The 15,385-nt window shown below is 72.5% G+C and carries 15 protein-coding genes; 11 read left to right on the top strand and 4 right to left on the bottom strand.

The annotated features are described in order from the left end of the window. The first annotated feature begins 9 nt into the window (after positions 1-9). On the top strand, positions 10-1,176 hold the full coding sequence (locus ABZW11_RS29770; RefSeq protein WP_355423993.1) for a pyridoxal phosphate-dependent aminotransferase: 1,167 nt from the start codon (positions 10-12) through the stop codon (positions 1,174-1,176). 5 nt (positions 1,177-1,181) lie between these two features. Here ABZW11_RS29770 and ABZW11_RS29765 read toward each other — a convergent pair whose 3' ends face one another. The 3 genes from ABZW11_RS29765 to ABZW11_RS29755 all read right to left on the bottom strand — a co-directional run bounded on the left by ABZW11_RS29765 (position 1,182) and on the right by ABZW11_RS29755 (position 3,473). Next, positions 1,182-1,520 (bottom strand): Atu4866 domain-containing protein, encoded by a 339-nt coding sequence (locus ABZW11_RS29765; protein ID WP_355423990.1) that lies wholly within the window; start codon positions 1,518-1,520, stop codon positions 1,182-1,184. A 119-nt stretch (positions 1,521-1,639) separates the two neighbouring features. Then, entirely contained in the window at positions 1,640-2,731 is a 1,092-nt protein-coding gene (locus tag ABZW11_RS29760) for an FUSC family protein (protein ID WP_355423987.1), read from the bottom strand. A gap of 61 nt (positions 2,732-2,792) precedes the next feature. Continuing rightward, positions 2,793-3,473 carry an alpha/beta fold hydrolase gene (locus ABZW11_RS29755; protein ID WP_355423984.1) on the bottom strand — a complete coding sequence of 227 codons (681 nt, stop codon included), beginning with the start codon at positions 3,471-3,473 and terminating at the stop codon, positions 2,793-2,795. Positions 3,474-3,597: 124 nt separating this feature from the next. Between ABZW11_RS29755 and ABZW11_RS29750 the strand changes: the two genes are divergently transcribed. The 8 genes from ABZW11_RS29750 to ABZW11_RS29715 all read left to right on the top strand — a co-directional run bounded on the left by ABZW11_RS29750 (position 3,598) and on the right by ABZW11_RS29715 (position 10,187). Then, on the top strand, positions 3,598-4,689 hold the full coding sequence (locus tag ABZW11_RS29750) for a ring-opening amidohydrolase (RefSeq protein ID WP_355423981.1): 1,092 nt from the start codon (positions 3,598-3,600) through the stop codon (positions 4,687-4,689). Positions 4,690-4,859: 170 nt separating this feature from the next. After that, entirely contained in the window at positions 4,860-5,402 is a 543-nt protein-coding gene (locus ABZW11_RS29745; protein ID WP_355423978.1) for an SseB family protein, read from the top strand. Positions 5,403-5,629: 227 nt separating this feature from the next. Continuing rightward, entirely contained in the window at positions 5,630-6,211 is a 582-nt protein-coding gene (locus ABZW11_RS29740) for an A24 family peptidase (RefSeq protein ID WP_355423974.1), read from the top strand. A gap of 44 nt (positions 6,212-6,255) precedes the next feature. Next, on the top strand, positions 6,256-7,437 hold the full coding sequence (gene aroC, locus ABZW11_RS29735; RefSeq protein ID WP_355423971.1) for a chorismate synthase: 1,182 nt from the start codon (positions 6,256-6,258) through the stop codon (positions 7,435-7,437). Then, entirely contained in the window at positions 7,434-7,937 is a 504-nt protein-coding gene (locus tag ABZW11_RS29730) for a shikimate kinase (protein WP_355423968.1), read from the top strand. The genes aroC and ABZW11_RS29730 overlap by 4 nt, the downstream gene beginning before the upstream one ends. Beyond that, positions 7,934-9,004, top strand: coding sequence for a 3-dehydroquinate synthase (gene aroB / locus ABZW11_RS29725; RefSeq protein WP_355423965.1), 1,071 nt, complete (start codon positions 7,934-7,936; stop codon positions 9,002-9,004). The genes ABZW11_RS29730 and aroB overlap by 4 nt, the downstream gene beginning before the upstream one ends. Next, positions 9,001-9,435, top strand: coding sequence for a type II 3-dehydroquinate dehydratase (aroQ, locus tag ABZW11_RS29720; RefSeq protein ID WP_345387107.1), 435 nt, complete (start codon positions 9,001-9,003; stop codon positions 9,433-9,435). The genes aroB and aroQ overlap by 4 nt, the downstream gene beginning before the upstream one ends. Further along, positions 9,432-10,187 carry an SGNH/GDSL hydrolase family protein gene (locus ABZW11_RS29715; protein WP_355423962.1) on the top strand — a complete coding sequence of 252 codons (756 nt, stop codon included), beginning with the start codon at positions 9,432-9,434 and terminating at the stop codon, positions 10,185-10,187. The genes aroQ and ABZW11_RS29715 overlap by 4 nt, the downstream gene beginning before the upstream one ends. 72 nt (positions 10,188-10,259) lie before the next feature. Here ABZW11_RS29715 and ABZW11_RS29710 read toward each other — a convergent pair whose 3' ends face one another. Continuing rightward, positions 10,260-12,254, bottom strand: coding sequence for an ATP-dependent DNA helicase (locus ABZW11_RS29710; RefSeq protein ID WP_355423959.1), 1,995 nt, complete (start codon positions 12,252-12,254; stop codon positions 10,260-10,262). Positions 12,255-12,484: 230 nt separating this feature from the next. On the opposite strand from ABZW11_RS29710, the gene ABZW11_RS29705 reads away from it, so the two are divergent. Together ABZW11_RS29705 and ABZW11_RS29700 are read left to right on the top strand one after the other, a co-directional pair. Further along, the gene (locus tag ABZW11_RS29705) at positions 12,485-13,702 is read left to right on the top strand and encodes a hypothetical protein (protein ID WP_355423956.1); all 1,218 of its coding nucleotides are present in this window, start codon (positions 12,485-12,487) and stop codon (positions 13,700-13,702) included. Positions 13,703-13,775: 73 nt separating this feature from the next. Then, positions 13,776-15,380, top strand: a complete 1,605-nt coding sequence (locus tag ABZW11_RS29700; RefSeq protein ID WP_355423953.1) for a Na+/H+ antiporter — start codon at positions 13,776-13,778, stop codon at positions 15,378-15,380. The last annotated feature ends 5 nt before the right edge of the window (positions 15,381-15,385 follow it).

Below are 15,385 nucleotides of genomic sequence, written 5' to 3'. Positions count from 1 at the left end.
TGTGGAGCCGTGACCGAACCACTTGTTGCCAGGATGCGCGCCTTCGGCACGACGATTTTCGCGGAGATGAGCGCGCTCGCCGTCCAGACCGGATCGATCAACCTCGGGCAGGGCTTCCCCGACACCGACGGCCCAGCGGCGATGCTCGACAGGGCGGTGCAGGCGATCGGGGCGGGCGCCAACCAATACCCGCCCGGGCCCGGCGTGCTGGAGCTGCGGCAGGCGGTCAGCGAGCACCGGGCGGCCCACTACGGGCTCGCGTACGACCCGGTCAGCGAGATCCTGGTCACGGTGGGCGCCACGGAGGCGGTCGCGGCGAGCGTGCTCGCGCTCTGCGAGCCGGGTGACGAGGTCATCGCTTTCGAGCCCTACTACGACTCCTACGCCGCCTCGATCGCCCTGGCCCAGGCCAAGCTGGTGGCCGTCACCCTGCGCCCGGCCGAGGGCCGCTTCACCTTCGACCCCGACGAGCTGCGCGCCGCCGTCACGCCGCGCACCCGCGCGATCCTGGTCAACTCCCCGCACAACCCCACCGGCACCGTCTTCACCCGCGCCGAGCTGACCGCCATCGCCGAGCTGTGCCAGGAGCACGACCTCGTCGCCATCACCGACGAGGTGTACGAGCACCTCACGTTCGACGGGGTCGGGCACATCCCCATGGCGACGCTGCCCGGCATGCGCGAGCGCACGGTGATGATCTCCTCGGCGGGCAAGACGTTCTCGGTCACCGGCTGGAAGACCGGCTGGGTCTGCGCGCCGCCCGCCCTGGTCAGGGCGGTCTCGACGGTCAAGCAGTTCCTCACGTTCACGGCGAGCGCGCCGTGGCAGCTCGCGGTCGCCTACGGCCTGCGGCACGAGATGGACTGGGTCTCGGCGCTCGCCTCCGGCCTCCAGGACAAGCGCGACCGGCTCATGGAGGGGCTGTCGGCGGCCGGGTTCTCCGTGCTGCGGCCGGCCGGCACCTACTTCGTCCAGACCGACATCAGGCCGCTGGGCTTCACCGACGGGCTCGAGCTGACCCGGCGCCTGCCCGAGCTGGCCGGCGTGGTCGCCATCCCCACCCAGGTCTTCTACGACCACCCCGAGCGCGGCCGCCACTTCGTGCGCTTCGCCTTCTGCAAGAAGGAAGAGGTGATCGACGAGGCGGTGGCCAGGCTCAAGCGGCTGTCCGCCTGAGCGGGTCACCACTCCCGATAGAGCACCAGGTGCTCGTGGTAGAGCACGCCGTCGCGCACGTCGCCCGTCGCGGTGAAGCCCAGGTCGTCGAAATAGTCGATGTGGTCGCCCGTGACGGTGTACCTGCCGGTGTAGGCCTTGGGGCGGCCGTCGCGCTCCTCCTCGTACCGGCCGTCGGCCCGCAGCTCCTGGCGGATCCGACCGTCGGCGGTCACCCACATGCCGACGTGCGGGTGCGCCGGGAGCTGCGGGGCCGTCGCGTTCGACTTGCCGCGCGTTCCCGCGTCGGCGCAGGCCGCCATCGCGGCCATGACGCCCAGCGTGAGCAGCACTCTGCCGATCATGTACGCACTCCCTCGATCAGCGGAGACGGACCTCCCGCCCCCTGACCAGGGAGTCTGCCGGGATGCGGCGGTCCGCACGAGAGGCGGGATCCTCCTGGGAGCGCCACACCCAGGCTCCGCTAGGGGCGGGGCGACGGCTCGCCGTCCAGCGGGGTCAGCGCCGCCGTGGCCTCCTCGTGCTCCATGCCCGTGGCCTGCAGCAGGTCCACCACCACCGAGCGCAGCTGGGCGATGATGACGTGCGCGGAGAAGCCCAGGCCGTGCGGGCGCTCCCTGGCGGCCACCGCGAGGAGCGCCTGGCGGGCCAGCGTCGGGTCCCGGCCCGCGCCCAGCTCCAGCTGCAGCAGCAGCGCCGCCTCCGACACCTCGCGCATCGCCTCGGCCAGCGCCGCAGGGGGCGGGCTCGCCTCGCCGAGCGACGCCAGCGTACGCCTGACCAGCACCCGGACGTTACGCAGCGCGAGGTCGACCGGCACGGCCGCGGTCTCGTAGCGGGCCAGGCGGGCGCGGCGGTGCCAGTGCAGCGGGGAGATCATGGTGATCTCCTTGCTGGTCTCCAGCGCGGCCCCGAACTCCTCCACCGCGGCCTGCGTCTCACGCGCCTCCTCCAGCGCCTCGGCCGCCAGCTCCACGTCACGCTTCTCGATGGCCTCCGCGGCGCGCTCCATCACCGTGGACAGCGCGTCGAGCACCCCCGACAGGTGTTTCGCCGCGATCGAGAACGGGCTCGCGGGCAGCAACGCCACCGCCACGATGCCCACGATGCCGCCGGTGAGCGCGTCGGCCATCCGGTCGAGGCCGCCCACGTCCTCGCCCGGCACCAGCGTGGCCACCAGCACCGCCGACGAGCCGGCCTGCGCGACGAACAGCGCCCCGCTGTTGAGCAGCACCGCCACGGTCATCGCCAGCGCCACGATGAGCGCGAGCTGCCAGGCGCCCGAGCCGATCCAGGACACCAGCAGGTCGCCCACGCCGACGCCGAGGCTGACCCCGACGACCAGCTCGACCAGCCGGCGCAGGCGCTGGCCGAGGCCGACGCCGACGCAGATCAGCACGGAGATGGGGGCGAAGAAGGGACGGGGGTGGCCGAGCAGCTCGATGGCGATGATCCAGGCGAGGGCCGAGCCGACCGCGCACTGCGCGATGGAGGGGGCCGTGAGGCCGAAGCTGCCCAGCCGTTCCTTGACGAGATCGCTGAGCCGGGTGCGCACCCATCCTAGGATGGCGGATCTTTATGACAGTAAGGTCACGTTTGCCCCATGAAGCCCGCTTTTACCGAGGGGCTTCGTCGAGGAACGCGTCCACCACCCGCAGGAACTCCTGGCGCGCCGTCACGTGGATCAGGTGCCCCGCCTCGACCGTCACCAGCCGCGCTCCGGGGATGCGTCGCGCGACGTCCGCCGCGTCGAGCTGGCTGGCCGTCCCGCCCGACAGCACCAGCGCCGGCGTCCCGATCGTCCCGAGCCCCGCCACCCAGGCCGGGTCGGGGTCGATGAGCTGGGCTTCCGTCTGGTGCATCATCCGCCAGTCGAAGCTCGCGGGGCCGTCCTCCACGATCGGCGGCCGCCCGGTGATCGCGTACGCCTGCGGCGGGTCCTCCAGCACCAGCCGCGACACCAGGTCCGGCCGCGCGATCGTCACCCGTGTCGCCACCAGCGCGCCCAGCGAGTGCCCGATCAGCTCCACGGGCCCGGTCCTCAGGTGGTCGAGCAGCGCGGCGACGTCGTCGGCCATCTCGTGCAGGGCGTACGCGCCCGGGTGCTCGCTTTCGCCGTGCCCCCGCAGATCCGGTACGAGGACGTGGCGGCCCCTCCGAACGAAGTGCTGGGTGATGCCGTTCCAGTCGTTGTGGTCGGCGGTGCGGCCGTGCAGCAGCACGAGCGGCCGGTCATCAGGGCCGCCCTCCTCCCTGTAGCGGAGCCTGATGCCGTTGACGTGCGCGTCCCGAATCACATCCGGGACCCTACCGCCGCCACACGTTGACATCACCGCCGGTCCACGTGGGCAGACATTGACCATGAACCCCGCTGGCCGGCTCGGTAGCGTCAGCGGAAACCTGGGCAGAGGAGGGCAACGCATGCCGGACCCGATCGAAGTGCGCAAGGTGCCGATCGAGAGCGTCACCGACGCCTCCGGCCTGTCACGTCTCATCGCCGACGGGGTGATCGAGGCCGAACGGGTGCTGGCCGTCATCGGCAAGACCGAGGGCAACGGCGGCGTCAACGATTACACCCGCATCCTCGCCGACCGCGCCTTCCGCGAGGTGCTCGCCGGGAACGGGCATCCGTCGCCGGAGAGCGTGCCGCTCGTGTGGTCCGGCGGCACCGACGGCATCCTCAGCCCCCACGCCACCATCTTCGCCACCACGGCCGACGCGCCGCCGTCCGACGAGCCGCGGCTGTCGGTCGGCGTCGCGATGAGCGAGGTCATCCTGCCCGAGGACATCGGGCGGCCGGCCATGGTGGAGAAGGTCGCGGCCGGCGTACGCGAGGCCATGAAGATCGCCGGCATCGACGACCCGCGCGACGTGCACTACGTCCAGACCAAGACGCCGCTCCTCACGCTCGCGACCATCACCGACGCCAAGAGCCGCGGCCAGGACACCGCCATCGAGGAGACCGGGCCCTCGATGGACCTGTCCAACTCCACCACCGCGCTCGGCATCGCGGTCGCGCTCGGCGAGATCGAGATGCCGAGCGCCGACCAGATCCACAAGGACCTGTCCCTGTACTCGTCGGTGGCCTCCTGCTCGTCCGGCGTCGAGCTGGACCGGGCCCAGATCGTGCTGGTCGGCAACGTACGCGGGATCGGCGGGCGCTACCGCATCGGCCACAGCGTCATGAAGGACGCGCTCGACGCCGACGGCATCTGGGAGGCCGTCAAAGACGCCGGCATCCCGCTCCCCGACCGCCCCCACCCGTCGGACCTCGGGGGGCGACTGGTCAACGTCTTCATGAAATGCGAAGCCGACCCATCGGGCCGCGTCCGTGGCCGCCGCAACATCATGCTGGACGACTCCGACGTCCACTGGCACCGCCAGATCAAGGCCGCAGTCGGCGGCGTAGCCGCCTCGGTGACCGGCGACCCGGCCGTCTTCGTCTCGGTGGCAGCCGTCCACCAGGGCCCGTCGGGCGGCGGCCCAGTCGCCGCCATCGCCGACCTCGGCTAGCGCCTCAGACCGGTCTCCGGCCCCGCCACGTGCTTCGGCGCGGCCGGATCTCCGGATGGCCCGGTGCGTTCGGACGGGCTCGGTGCGTTCGGACGGGCTCGGTGCGTTCGGACGGGCTGGGTGCAGTGGTCGGGCGGGGGCGGGGTGGGTGGCGGATAGGCTCGGGCTTTGTGCCGAACATCCCGCAGCCACTCGATCCGCAAGACGACGGCTCCGCCGCCCCGGCCGTGGCCGCCGCCCTGGCCGCCTACGAGGCGGGCACGGCAGGCCCCGCCGAGGTGCTCAACGCGCTCGGCGCGGCACGCCTGCTGGTGCCGGTGGTCGCCCTGCTGACCGAGACCGAGGTCGGCGCCCACGGGCTGCGGCAGGAGAAGGAGAGCGAGATGGCGCTGCCCAAGCTCGTCGGCCAGGACGGCAGGCAGGCGGTGCTCGCGTTCACCGGCACGGAGTCGCTGGCGCGGTGGCGCCCCGACGCCCGCCCGATCCAGGCCACCACGCTCCAGGTGTGCGGGGCCGCCGTCCAGGAGCAGGCGGCTGCGGTCGTGGTGGACGTGGCGGGCCCGGTGCAGTTCGTGATCGAGGGCGACGTGCTGGCCGCCCTGGCCGCCGTCGAATCCGGCACGGTGGGCCGACTGACCGGCGTGACGGTCGCCAAGGTGACCCCCGCCCAGCCCAAGCCCAAACGCCGCTGGTTCTCCAGAAAGCCCAGCTGAGCACCCCAAGCAGCCTCCGCGAGTTGCGCTGACGCCGTGCCCGCGCATGGGTCCTGACCGCCCTCGCGCATCGCCCGCGCATGGGTCCTGACCGCCCGGCGCGTCGCGCCGGGCGTTCGCGGGATGCCGCGCCCCCGCGTCGGCCGCCTCTCGCCCCGCGCGTCGGCGTCATGCCGGTTGTGCGTATCGGCCCTCCTGGCGCGGAGGAGCGGGTTAGGTTCTGCGGCATGGTCGGGATCATGGCGGTGGTGGGGCTGGTCTGTGGGGCTCGCATCAGAGCGCTCGCGGGGTCCTACGACGAGGGGCCGACGTGGGCGCCGGCCCCGGGGGCGGTCGAGCTGACCTGTGCCGCCGTGGTGGTCGTGCTGGCGTGGCGGGCGGGGCCGCCGTACGCGTGTTTCGCCGTCATCGGCACCGCGCTGGCGGTGATCGACTGGCGGACCTGCACGTTGCCCGACGCCATTACGCTGCCCGCGTACCCGATCATGGCGCTCGCGCTCCTGCCGACCGGCGAGCTGGCGGGCGCGCTGGCAGGAGGGGCGGCGCTCATCGCGGTCTACGGCGTGTTGTGGCTGGTCAGGCCGGATGCGATGGGGTTCGGGGACGTGAAGCTGGCCGGGCTCATCGGCATGGCGTGCGGCACATTGGGCTGGGAGGCGGTCGCCGCCGCCGCGCTCGCCGGGCAGGTGCTCGGCGCCCTGTACGCCCTCGTCCTGCTGCTGACCGGGCGCGGCACGAGGCACACCCAGTTCCCGTTCGGCCCCTTCATGCTGCTCGGCGCGTTCACGACACTCTGTCTCGCTGGGTGAGCGGAGGGACAGCCCACTCGGCGGCACGTGGAAGACTTGTACGCATGTTGCGCTGGTTGACCGCCGGAGAGTCCCACGGCCCCGAACTCGTCGCCATCCTCGAGGGCCTGCCGGCCGGGGTCGAGGTGACCACGGCCGCCATCGACGAGGCCCTGCGCCGCCGCAGGCTCGGTTATGGCCGCGGCGCGCGGATGAAGTTCGAGCAGGACCAGGTGACGATCGTCGGCGGCGTACGCCACGGGCGCACCATGGGCAGCCCGGTCGCCATCCGCGTCGGCAACACCGAGTGGCCGAAGTGGGAGAAGGTCATGGCGGCCGACCCGGTCGACCCGGCCGAGCTCGAGGGGCTGGGGCGCAACGCGCCGAGGTCCCGCCCCCGCCCCGGTCATGCCGACCTGGCCGGCATGCAGAAATACGGCTTCGACGACGCCCGCAACGTCCTCGACAGGGCCAGCGCCCGCGAGACCGCGGCCCGCGTCGCGCTGGGCGAGGTCGCACGGCGCTTCCTCAAGCAGGCGCTCGGCGTCGACATCGTCAGCCACGTCACCGAGATCGGCGGCGCCCGCACCCCGGCCGAGGCGCTGCCGGGCCCCGGCGACCTCGCCAGGATCGACGACGACCCGGTCAGGTGCGCCGACCCCGAGGGCAGCGCCGCGATGGTCGCCGTCATCGACAAGGCACACAAGGAGGGCGACACGCTCGGCGGCGTCGTCGAGGTCCTCGCCTACGGCCTGCCGCCCGGCCTCGGCAGCTACACCCACTGGGACCGCAGGCTCGACTCCCGGCTGGCGGGCGCGCTCATGGGCATCCAGGCGATCAAGGGTGTCGCGGTCGGCGACGGCTTCGAGACCGCCCGCAGGCCGGGCTCCCGCGCCCACGACGAGATCGAGTACACCGACGAGGACGGCGTGCGCCGCATCACCAACCGGGCGGGCGGCGTCGAGGGCGGCATGACCAACGGCGAGATCCTGCGGGTCAGCGCCGCCATGAAACCCATCTCCACGGTGCCGCGGGCGCTGGCCACGATCGACGTCAAGACCGGCGAGGCGGCCAAGGCCCACCACGAGCGCTCCGACGTGTGCGCCGTGCCCGCGGCCGGCATCGTGGCCGAGGCGATGGTCGCGCTGGTGCTGGCCGACGCGGCGATCGAGAAGTTCGGCGGCGACTCGGTCGAGGAAGTCGCCCGCAACCTGTCCGGCTACCTCTCTTCCATGGTGATCAAATGACAGCCAAGGCCGTGCTCATTGGGCCGCCCGGGTCCGGCAAGACCACGCTAGGGCGGCTGCTCGCCGAGCGGCTCGGCGTCGGGTTCCGCGACACCGACTCCGACGTCGAGGCGGTGGCGGGCAAGCCCGTCTCCGACATCTTCGTCGAGGACGGCGAGGAGCGCTTCCGTGAGCTCGAACACGAGGCCGTGCGCCGCGCCCTCGCCGAGCACGACGGCGTCCTGTCGCTCGGCGGCGGCGCCGTGCTGCACGAGGAGACGCAGGCCCTGCTCGACGGCCAGCCCGTGGTCTACCTCCAGGTCGGGCTGGCCGACGCGGTCCAGCGGGTCGGCCTGGCGAGCGCCCGCCCGCTGCTGGTGCTCAACCCGCGCAGCCGCCTCAAGGCGCTGATGGAGGAGCGGCGGCCCATCTACGAGCGGCTGGCCGTGATGACCGTGGTGACCGACAAGCGCGAGCCGGAAGAGCTGGCCGACGAGATCGTGAAGGGCCTGCCCGGGTGAGCGCCACCAGGATCCACGTACGCGGCGACAGCCCCTATGACGTCGTGGTCGGCACCGGCGTGCTCGCCGAGCTGGCCACGCTGCTCAAGCCCGGCGTGCGCACGGTCGCGGTCATCGCCCCCGAGACGCTGCCCGAGATCACCAGGCCCGTCCGCGAGGCGCTGGCGGCGGCCGGCTACGAGGTCGCCGAGCTGACCGTGCCCGACGGCGAGCAGTGCAAGACGGTCGAGGTGGCCGCGCGGCTCTGGTCCGAGCTGGGCCGCCACGGCGTGACCCGCTCCGATGCCGTGGTGGGCGTGGGCGGCGGCGCGACCACCGACCTCGCCGGGTTCGTGGCGGCCACGTGGCTGCGCGGCGTCCAGGTCGTGCTCGTGCCCACCACGCTGCTCGCCATGGTCGACGCCGCCGTCGGCGGCAAGAACGGCATCGACACCGCCGAGGGGAAGAACCTCGTCGGCACCTTCCTGCCGCCCGCCGGCGTGCTGTGCGAGCTGTCCACGCTGGCCGGGCTGCCCAAGGCGGACTACGTCGCGGGCCTGGCCGAGATCATCAAGGGCGGCTTCATCGCCGACCCCGAGATCCTGCGGCTGGTCGAGTCCGACCCCGAGGCCGCCACCCGTCCCGACGGCCCCCACACCCGCGAGCTGATCGAGCGCAAGATCCGGGTCAAGGCCGACGTCGTGGGCGCCGACCTGCGCGAGGCCAGCCTGCGCGAGATCCTCAACTACGGCCACACGCTCGCCCACGCCATCGAGCGCGACGAGCACTACACGATCCGCCACGGCGAGGCGGTCGCCGTCGGCATGGTCTACGCCGCCGAGCTGTCCAGGCTGTCCGGCCGCGCCGACGTCGTCGCCCGCACCCGCGCCATCCTCACCTCCGTGGGCCTGCCGACCACCCACCGTGCCGACGCCTGGCCGCGGCTGCGCGACCACATGCGGCTCGACAAGAAGAACCGCGGCGCCAAGCAGCGGTTCGTCGTGCTCGACGACCTCGCCAGGCCGGGCCGCCTCGAAGATCCGGCGGAAGAGCTGCTCGAAGCCGCCTACAAGGAGATCTCCGCATGATCCTCGTCCTCAACGGCCCCAACCTGGGCCGGCTCGGCGTCCGCGAGCCCGACGTCTACGGCGCCGACACCCTGGACGACCTCGCCGCCCTCTGCCGCGACACCGGCCGCAAGCTCGGCCACCACGTCGAGGTGCGCCAGACCGACGACGAGGCCGAGATGATCGGCTGGATCCACGAGGCGTGCGACGGCCGCATCCCCGTCGTGCTCAACCCCGCCGCCTTCACCCATTACTCCTACGCGCTCAAGGACGCCATCGCCCAGCGCACCGCCCCGCTCGTCGAGGTCCACATCTCCAATCCCGCGGCGAGGGAAGAGTTTCGCCATACCTCCGTCGTGGCCGGGGTGGCGACGGGCACGATCGCCGGCTTCGGACTACAGTCATACGTCCTTGCGCTGCACGCTATCGCGGAGATGATCACCACCTCATGAGGCACTACAAGTCCTTCGTCGCGCTCGGCGACAGCTTCACAGAAGGACTGAACGATCCCGGTCCGGACGGGCACTACCGTGGCTGGGCCGACCGGGTGGCCGAGCGGCTCGCCGCCGACGACCCCTCCTTCCGCTACGCCAACCTGGCCGTGCGCGGCAAGCTGCTCGACCAGGTCGTGGGCGAGCAGGTGCCGCTGGCCGTCGAGATGGCGCCCGACCTGGTCAGCTTCTGCGCCGGGGGCAACGACCTGCTCAGGCCGGGCAGCGATCCCGACGTCATGGCCAAGACGCTCGCGCGGGCCGTACGCGACCTGCGCTCCGGCGGGGCCGACGTGCTGCTGTTCACCGGGGTCGATCCGCGTGACACGCCCATCATGCGGCGGATGCGCGGCAAGTTCGCCATCTACTACCTGCACCTGCGCTCCATCGCCGACCTCTACGGCTGCCGGCTCGTCGACCAGTGGTCGATGCAGGGGCTGCGCGACTGGCGGGCCTGGAGCGCCGACCGGCTGCACATGAACGAGGACGGTCACCGGCTGGTGGCCGCCCGGGTGCTCGACGTGCTGGGCGTGCCGTTCGAGGACTGGCGCAAGGAGTGGCCCGCTCGCACGGTCGATCCCCGCGCCCGGCGTCGCGAGGACGCCCAGTGGATGCGGGAGCACCTGGTGCCGTGGGTCTCCCGCCGCCTGCGCGGCGTCTCCTCCGGCGACGGCCTCACCGCGAAGCGCCCCGACCTCGCTCCCTGGGCCTGACCCGACCTCGCCCCTTGGGAACGAACCCGGCCCCGGGCTCCCGCGCCATCGCGGGGCCGGACGCCTTCGGGGTCAGGTGGTGGTGAGGCGCTTCAGGGCGGCGCGGGGGACCGCCGGGTCGGTGGTGCGCCAGAACGGCGGCAGCGAGCCCAGCAGGAAGCCGCTGTAGCGGGCCGTCACCAGGCGGGGATCGAGGACCGCGATGACGCCCTTGTCGTCCTGCGAGCGCAGCAGCCGGCCGACGCCCTGGGCCAGCAGCAGGGCGGCGTGGTTGGCGGCGACGGCCATGAAGCCGTTGCCGCCCTTGGCCGCCACGTGGCGCTGGCGGGCGGAGGTCAGCGGGTCGTCGGGCCGGGGGAACGGGACGCGGTCGATGATGACCAGCCGCAGCGACGGCCCCGGCACGTCGACCCCCTGCCACAGCGACAACGTGCCGAACAGGCAGGTCGGCTCGTCCTCGGCGAACTGCTTGACCAGCAGCATCGTCGAGTCGTCGCCCTGGCAGAGCAGCGGCACGTCGAGCCGGTCGCGCAGCGCCTCGGTCGCCGCCTTGGCCGCCCGCATGGAGGAGAACAACCCCAGCGTGCGCCCACCGGCCGCCTCGATCAGCTCGGCGATCTCGTCGAGGTATTGCTGCGGCAGCCCGTCGCGGCCGGGCTGGGGAAGGTGCTTGGCGACGTAGAGGATGCCGGAGCGGGGGTGGTCGAAGGGGGAGCCGACGTCGATGCCCTGCCAGTCTTTGCCCGCCTCGCCGAGCCCCCACTGCGCGGCCAGCGCGTCGAACGTGCCGCCGAGCGCCAGCGTGGCCGAGGTGAGCACGACCGTGCGCTCGCCGAACAGCTTGTCGCGCAGCATGCCGCTGACGCTGAGCGGCGCCACCCGCAGGGAGGGCGGGCGCCGGTCGGTGCCGCCGTCGAGCCAGACCACCTCGGCCCTGTCGGCCTCGGAGGCGTGGCCGTAGGCGTCGAGCATGCGGACGGCGGTGTCGTGCACCTCGTCGAGCGCCGTGAACGCGGCCTTGCGCTGGCCCGCCTTGTCGGGGTCGTCCTTGTCGGCGTTGCGCGGCCCCAGGGCGGTGATGCAGCGCCAGGCGGAGTCGCGGATGAGCTGCAGGGTCAGCCCGAGCACCTGCGGCAGCTCGTCGATGCGGCCGGGCGGGGCGGCGGCCAGCAGCGCCTTGAGGTCTTCGCCCGCCTCCATGAGCTGGTCGGCGATGGGCTGGTCGATGAGGCGGCCGACCCGGCGTACGGCGAGCATGACGGACGCCTCCGACAGCTCGGACGTCACCACGGACGTCACCCTGTCGACCAGCTCGTGCGCCTCGTCGACCACGACGACCTGGTGCTCGGGCAGCACCGGCAGCTCGCCCATGGCGTCGATGGCGAGCAGCGCGTGGTTGGTCACCACGACGTCGACCTCGCCCGCGCGGGCCCTGGCCAGCTCGGCGAAGCACTCGGCGCCGCTCGGGCAGCGGCTCGCGCCCAGGCACTCCTGCGCGCTGACCGAGAACTGCCGCCACGCCTGCTCGCTGACGCCCGGCACCAGCTCGTCGCGGTCGCCGGTCTCGGTCTCCTCGGCCCACTCCTGGATGCGCTGCACCATGCGCCCCGTCGCGCTCACCTCGCGCGGGTCGAACAGCTGGTCCTGCTCATCGTCCTCGGGCCAGCCCGCGCTCGCCTTGTAGCGGCACAGGTAGTTGCGGCGGCCCTTGAGTATCGCGTACGTGGGCTCGTGGGGCAGCTCCTTGCCCAGCGCCTCGGACAGGCGGGGCAGGTCGCGGTCGACGAGCTGGCGCTGCAGCGCGATGGTGGCCGTGGAGATCACGACGGGCGCGTCGCCGTCCATCGCGTGGCGGATCGACGGCACCAGATAGGCCAGCGACTTCCCCGTGCCCGTGCCCGCCTGGACGGCCAGGTGCTCTTCTGCGTCGATGGCGTTCTGCACGGCCCGCACCATGGTGATCTGGCCCTGGCGTTCGCTCCCTCCGAGAGCGTTTACCGCGATGCTGAGCAGTTCGTCCACTGGCGGGAGATGGGAGTCGGGCACGGCAGTAAACGCTACCCGCATTCCAGGGTCGCCGCGCCGAACGCGGTGTGATCGGCCAGACGCATCCCGGCGTTCCAGGAAACTCCCGGCGGGTTGCGTGGCACACTGGGCGATCGGAACGCCGACTGGCGGGTGGGGGACTTCACCGGATGTGACCAGAGGGGTTCCGGGAGTATATGGGAAGGCCGGTTAGGTAGGGTTTTCCGGGGTTGAGTGGACGAATAAAGGCTGGTTAAAGCAGTATGTCTGCCATGTCGGAAGTTGTCCCGTTGCCGTCGTTCGGCGAAGTCTTCTTCGATGCGCGAGGTCAGGAGCGGTGCCTGCGTGTCACGTGGCATGAGGGCACGCTCGTCCTCAGCCTGTGGCGCGGGGAGATGTGCACAGCGAGCTTCCGCATGCCGATGGAGGATGTCGGCCGGCTGCTCGACACCCTCGACGAGGGGTACGCAGAGGCGACCGGCGAGCAGCCCGCCGTGCCGGCGCACGAGCCGGGCACCGAGGTCATCCCCGGCACCGGCCAGTACCATCGGCCGCCCCAGCCTCATGAGCCCCAGGCGCAGCAGCCTCAGGGCCAGCCGTCGCCCCTGGACGACCGTCCCACGGCGGCGCTGTCGCCCAACGACGTGCTCGTGGCCCGGGGCAACCCGCCCCACCAGGACAAGCTCGTCGCCTCGTACGGTGACGCGGGCGCCCAGCGCGAGGCGTACGGCGAGACCACCGCGCCCCGCGAGCAGTACGTCGACCAGCGCAACCCCTTCACGGGCCCGCAGTACGTCGAGTCGACGGGCCCCCAGCCGAAGTACACCGGCGACCCCTACAGCGGCCCGCAGTACACCGGCGACCCGCTCAGCGACCCGCACTACGCCCAGCAGCAGGGCAGGCAGCCCGAGCCCTTCACCGGCCCGCAGTACGTCGACCAGGACCCCGTCTACCAGTTCCCCGGCGAGCAGCGCCGCCCGTCGCCGCTGAGCACCGACCCGCTGGGCTTCCCCTCGCAGGCCGCCGACCCGTACCAGCCGGCGCAGCCCCGCCACGACCAGTACGCCGCCGACGCCTACCCCTCCGACCCCTACGCGGGCCGGCGTGCCGACGGCTACCAGCAGCAGGCCCAGCGCCCGCAGCCGCAGCACCAGCAGCACCGGCCGGTGCCGGAGCCCAGCACCCAGCCCAGCACCCAGCCCAGCACCGCGGGCCTGGGCACGCCCATGCACGGCATCCCGGGAGCGGGCCGCCGCAGGCAGCCGCAGCCCGCCGCCGACGACTACGGCTCCTACCAGAACCCGCCGGCCGGCCAGGCCAATCCGGTCGATCCGCTGCTCGCGCTCGGCCGCCAGGAGCAGCAGCAGTACCCGCAGTCCGAGTCCGAGCTGACCCGCCCGTACGTCGGGGACCCCATGTTCTCCACGGGCGAGCGCCTGCGCCCTGACCAGCCCGATTACCACGAAAGAAGCGACCGCAGGGAGTGGTGACCGCCTGGTGACCGCCGCCCTCGCGTCGCCGGGTACTCTTCACCGCGAGACGATCGGCTGACACGGCCGTGACGTGGCAGAGGGGGCGCTGGTGGGGTTCGGGTTCGGCATGGGTCCGCAACTGCTGTTGCTGGCCGGTGGCGCGGTCGCCGTGGCGGCGTTCGCGCGGCGCCGGGGCTGGCCGGCCCCGTTGCTGCTGGTGGCGGCCGGCCTGCTGGTCTCGCCGATGGTGCCCGCAGTGCCGCTCGACCCCGAGCTCGTGCTCTACGTCTTCCTGCCGCCGCTGCTCTACTCCGCCGCCCTCGACAGCTCCTACCTGCGCCTGCGCGACGTCAGGAAGTCGGTCGGGCTGCTGTCGGTGGGGCTGGTGCTGTTCACCACGGTCGTGGTCGGGCTGCTCGTCCACCTCCTGCTGCCCGCCCTGCCGCTCGCGCTGGCGTTCGCGCTCGGCGCGATCGTCGCGCCGCCCGACGCGGTGGCGGCCGTCGCGGTCGGCCGCCGTCTTGGGCTGCCGCGCCGGCCGCTGACCATCCTCGTCGGCGAGAGCCTGTTCAACGACGCCACCGCGCTCACGCTCTACCGCGTCGCCATCGGCGCGGCCACCGGCGGCGCCATCAGCCTCTGGCACGGGCTGGGCGAGTTCCTGCTCGCCGCCGTGGGCGGGGCGGCGATCGGGCTGGCGCTGGCGTTCGGATGCGCGTGGGTGCTCGAACGCACCCGCGACTCGCTCGTCGACAACACGGTCATGCTGCTCGTCCCGTTCGCCGCCTACCTCGGGGCTGAGTCGGTGCACGCCTCCGGCGTGATCTCCGTGGTGATCGTGGGCCTCTATCTCGGCAACCGCATGCATCTGCGCGGGTTCGGCACCCGGCTGGTGTCCGACGCCGTGTGGCGGGTCGTCGTCTTCTTCCTCGAGTCCGTGGTGTTCGCGCTGATCGGGCTGCAGCTCGTGCCCGTGATCGAGGGCATCGCCGGTCATCAGCCGTGGCAGGTCGCGGGGTACGCGGTGGCGGTGCTGGGGGTGACGATCGCCGTCCGGTTCGTCTGGATGTTCGCATACTCGTACCTGATCACAATGATCCGCGGGGGAGAGGCGCGGCCGACCGGGCAGCAGACGGCGATCCTCAGCTGGGCGGGCATGCGCGGCGTCGTTTCGCTGGCGGCGGCGTTCGCCATCCCCGAGACCGTGCCCGAGCGCGACCGGGCGATGCTGCTGTTCCTGACGTTCACCACCGTGATCGGCACGCTGCTCATCCAGGGCACCACGTTCCCCGCGCTGATCAGGAGGCTGCGGGTGTCGAGCGAGCAGGAGCGCTACGAGGACCGGCTGGCCGAGGCGGCCGCCCAGCAGGCGGCGCTGGAGGCGGGCCTGGCCGAGCTCGACCGGCTCGTCGCCGAGCAGGGCCACGAACCGGACGAGATCCAGAAACAGGTCATCGACCAGCTCAGGGAGAAGTCGTGGCGGCGCTCGCTGACCGCCTGGGAGCGCCTCGGCGGCGGCACGGGGCCCGGCGGCGCCGAGACGCCGAGCACGCTCTACCGGCGGTTGCGGCGGCGGATGTTGCAGGCCGAGCGGGAGGTCTTCGTCCGCATGCGCGACGAGCGGCGCCTCGACGACGAGGTGCTGCGCGAGGTGATGGCGCAGCTCGACTTCGAGGAGGCCATCCTCGACCGCTGACCGAG

It is taken from the genome of Nonomuraea sp. NPDC004580 (genome assembly GCF_040609855.1).
Classification (GTDB): Bacteria; Actinomycetota; Actinomycetes; order Streptosporangiales; family Streptosporangiaceae; genus Nonomuraea; species Nonomuraea salmonea.
This window is presented reverse-complemented; position numbering and strand designations above follow the sequence as displayed.

What these genes read in the sequence shown, in the direction of transcription:
- ABZW11_RS29765 (WP_355423990.1), bottom strand. Translation starts at nt 1,520, where the DNA reads ATGATCGGCAGAGTGCTGCTCACGCTGGGCGTCATGGCCGCGATGGCG.
- ABZW11_RS29750 (WP_355423981.1), top strand. Translation starts at nt 3,598, where the DNA reads ATGCCGGACCCGATCGAAGTGCGCAAGGTGCCGATCGAGAGCGTCACC.
- ABZW11_RS29740 (WP_355423974.1), top strand. Translation starts at nt 5,630, where the DNA reads ATGGTCGGGATCATGGCGGTGGTGGGGCTGGTCTGTGGGGCTCGCATC.
- aroC (WP_355423971.1), top strand. Translation starts at nt 6,256, where the DNA reads ATGTTGCGCTGGTTGACCGCCGGAGAGTCCCACGGCCCCGAACTCGTC.
- ABZW11_RS29730 (WP_355423968.1), top strand. Translation starts at nt 7,434, where the DNA reads ATGACAGCCAAGGCCGTGCTCATTGGGCCGCCCGGGTCCGGCAAGACC.
- aroQ (WP_345387107.1), top strand. Translation starts at nt 9,001, where the DNA reads ATGATCCTCGTCCTCAACGGCCCCAACCTGGGCCGGCTCGGCGTCCGC.
- ABZW11_RS29715 (WP_355423962.1), top strand. Translation starts at nt 9,432, where the DNA reads ATGAGGCACTACAAGTCCTTCGTCGCGCTCGGCGACAGCTTCACAGAA.
- ABZW11_RS29710 (WP_355423959.1), bottom strand. Translation starts at nt 12,254, where the DNA reads ATGCGGGTAGCGTTTACTGCCGTGCCCGACTCCCATCTCCCGCCAGTG.
- ABZW11_RS29705 (WP_355423956.1), top strand. Translation starts at nt 12,485, where the DNA reads ATGTCGGAAGTTGTCCCGTTGCCGTCGTTCGGCGAAGTCTTCTTCGAT.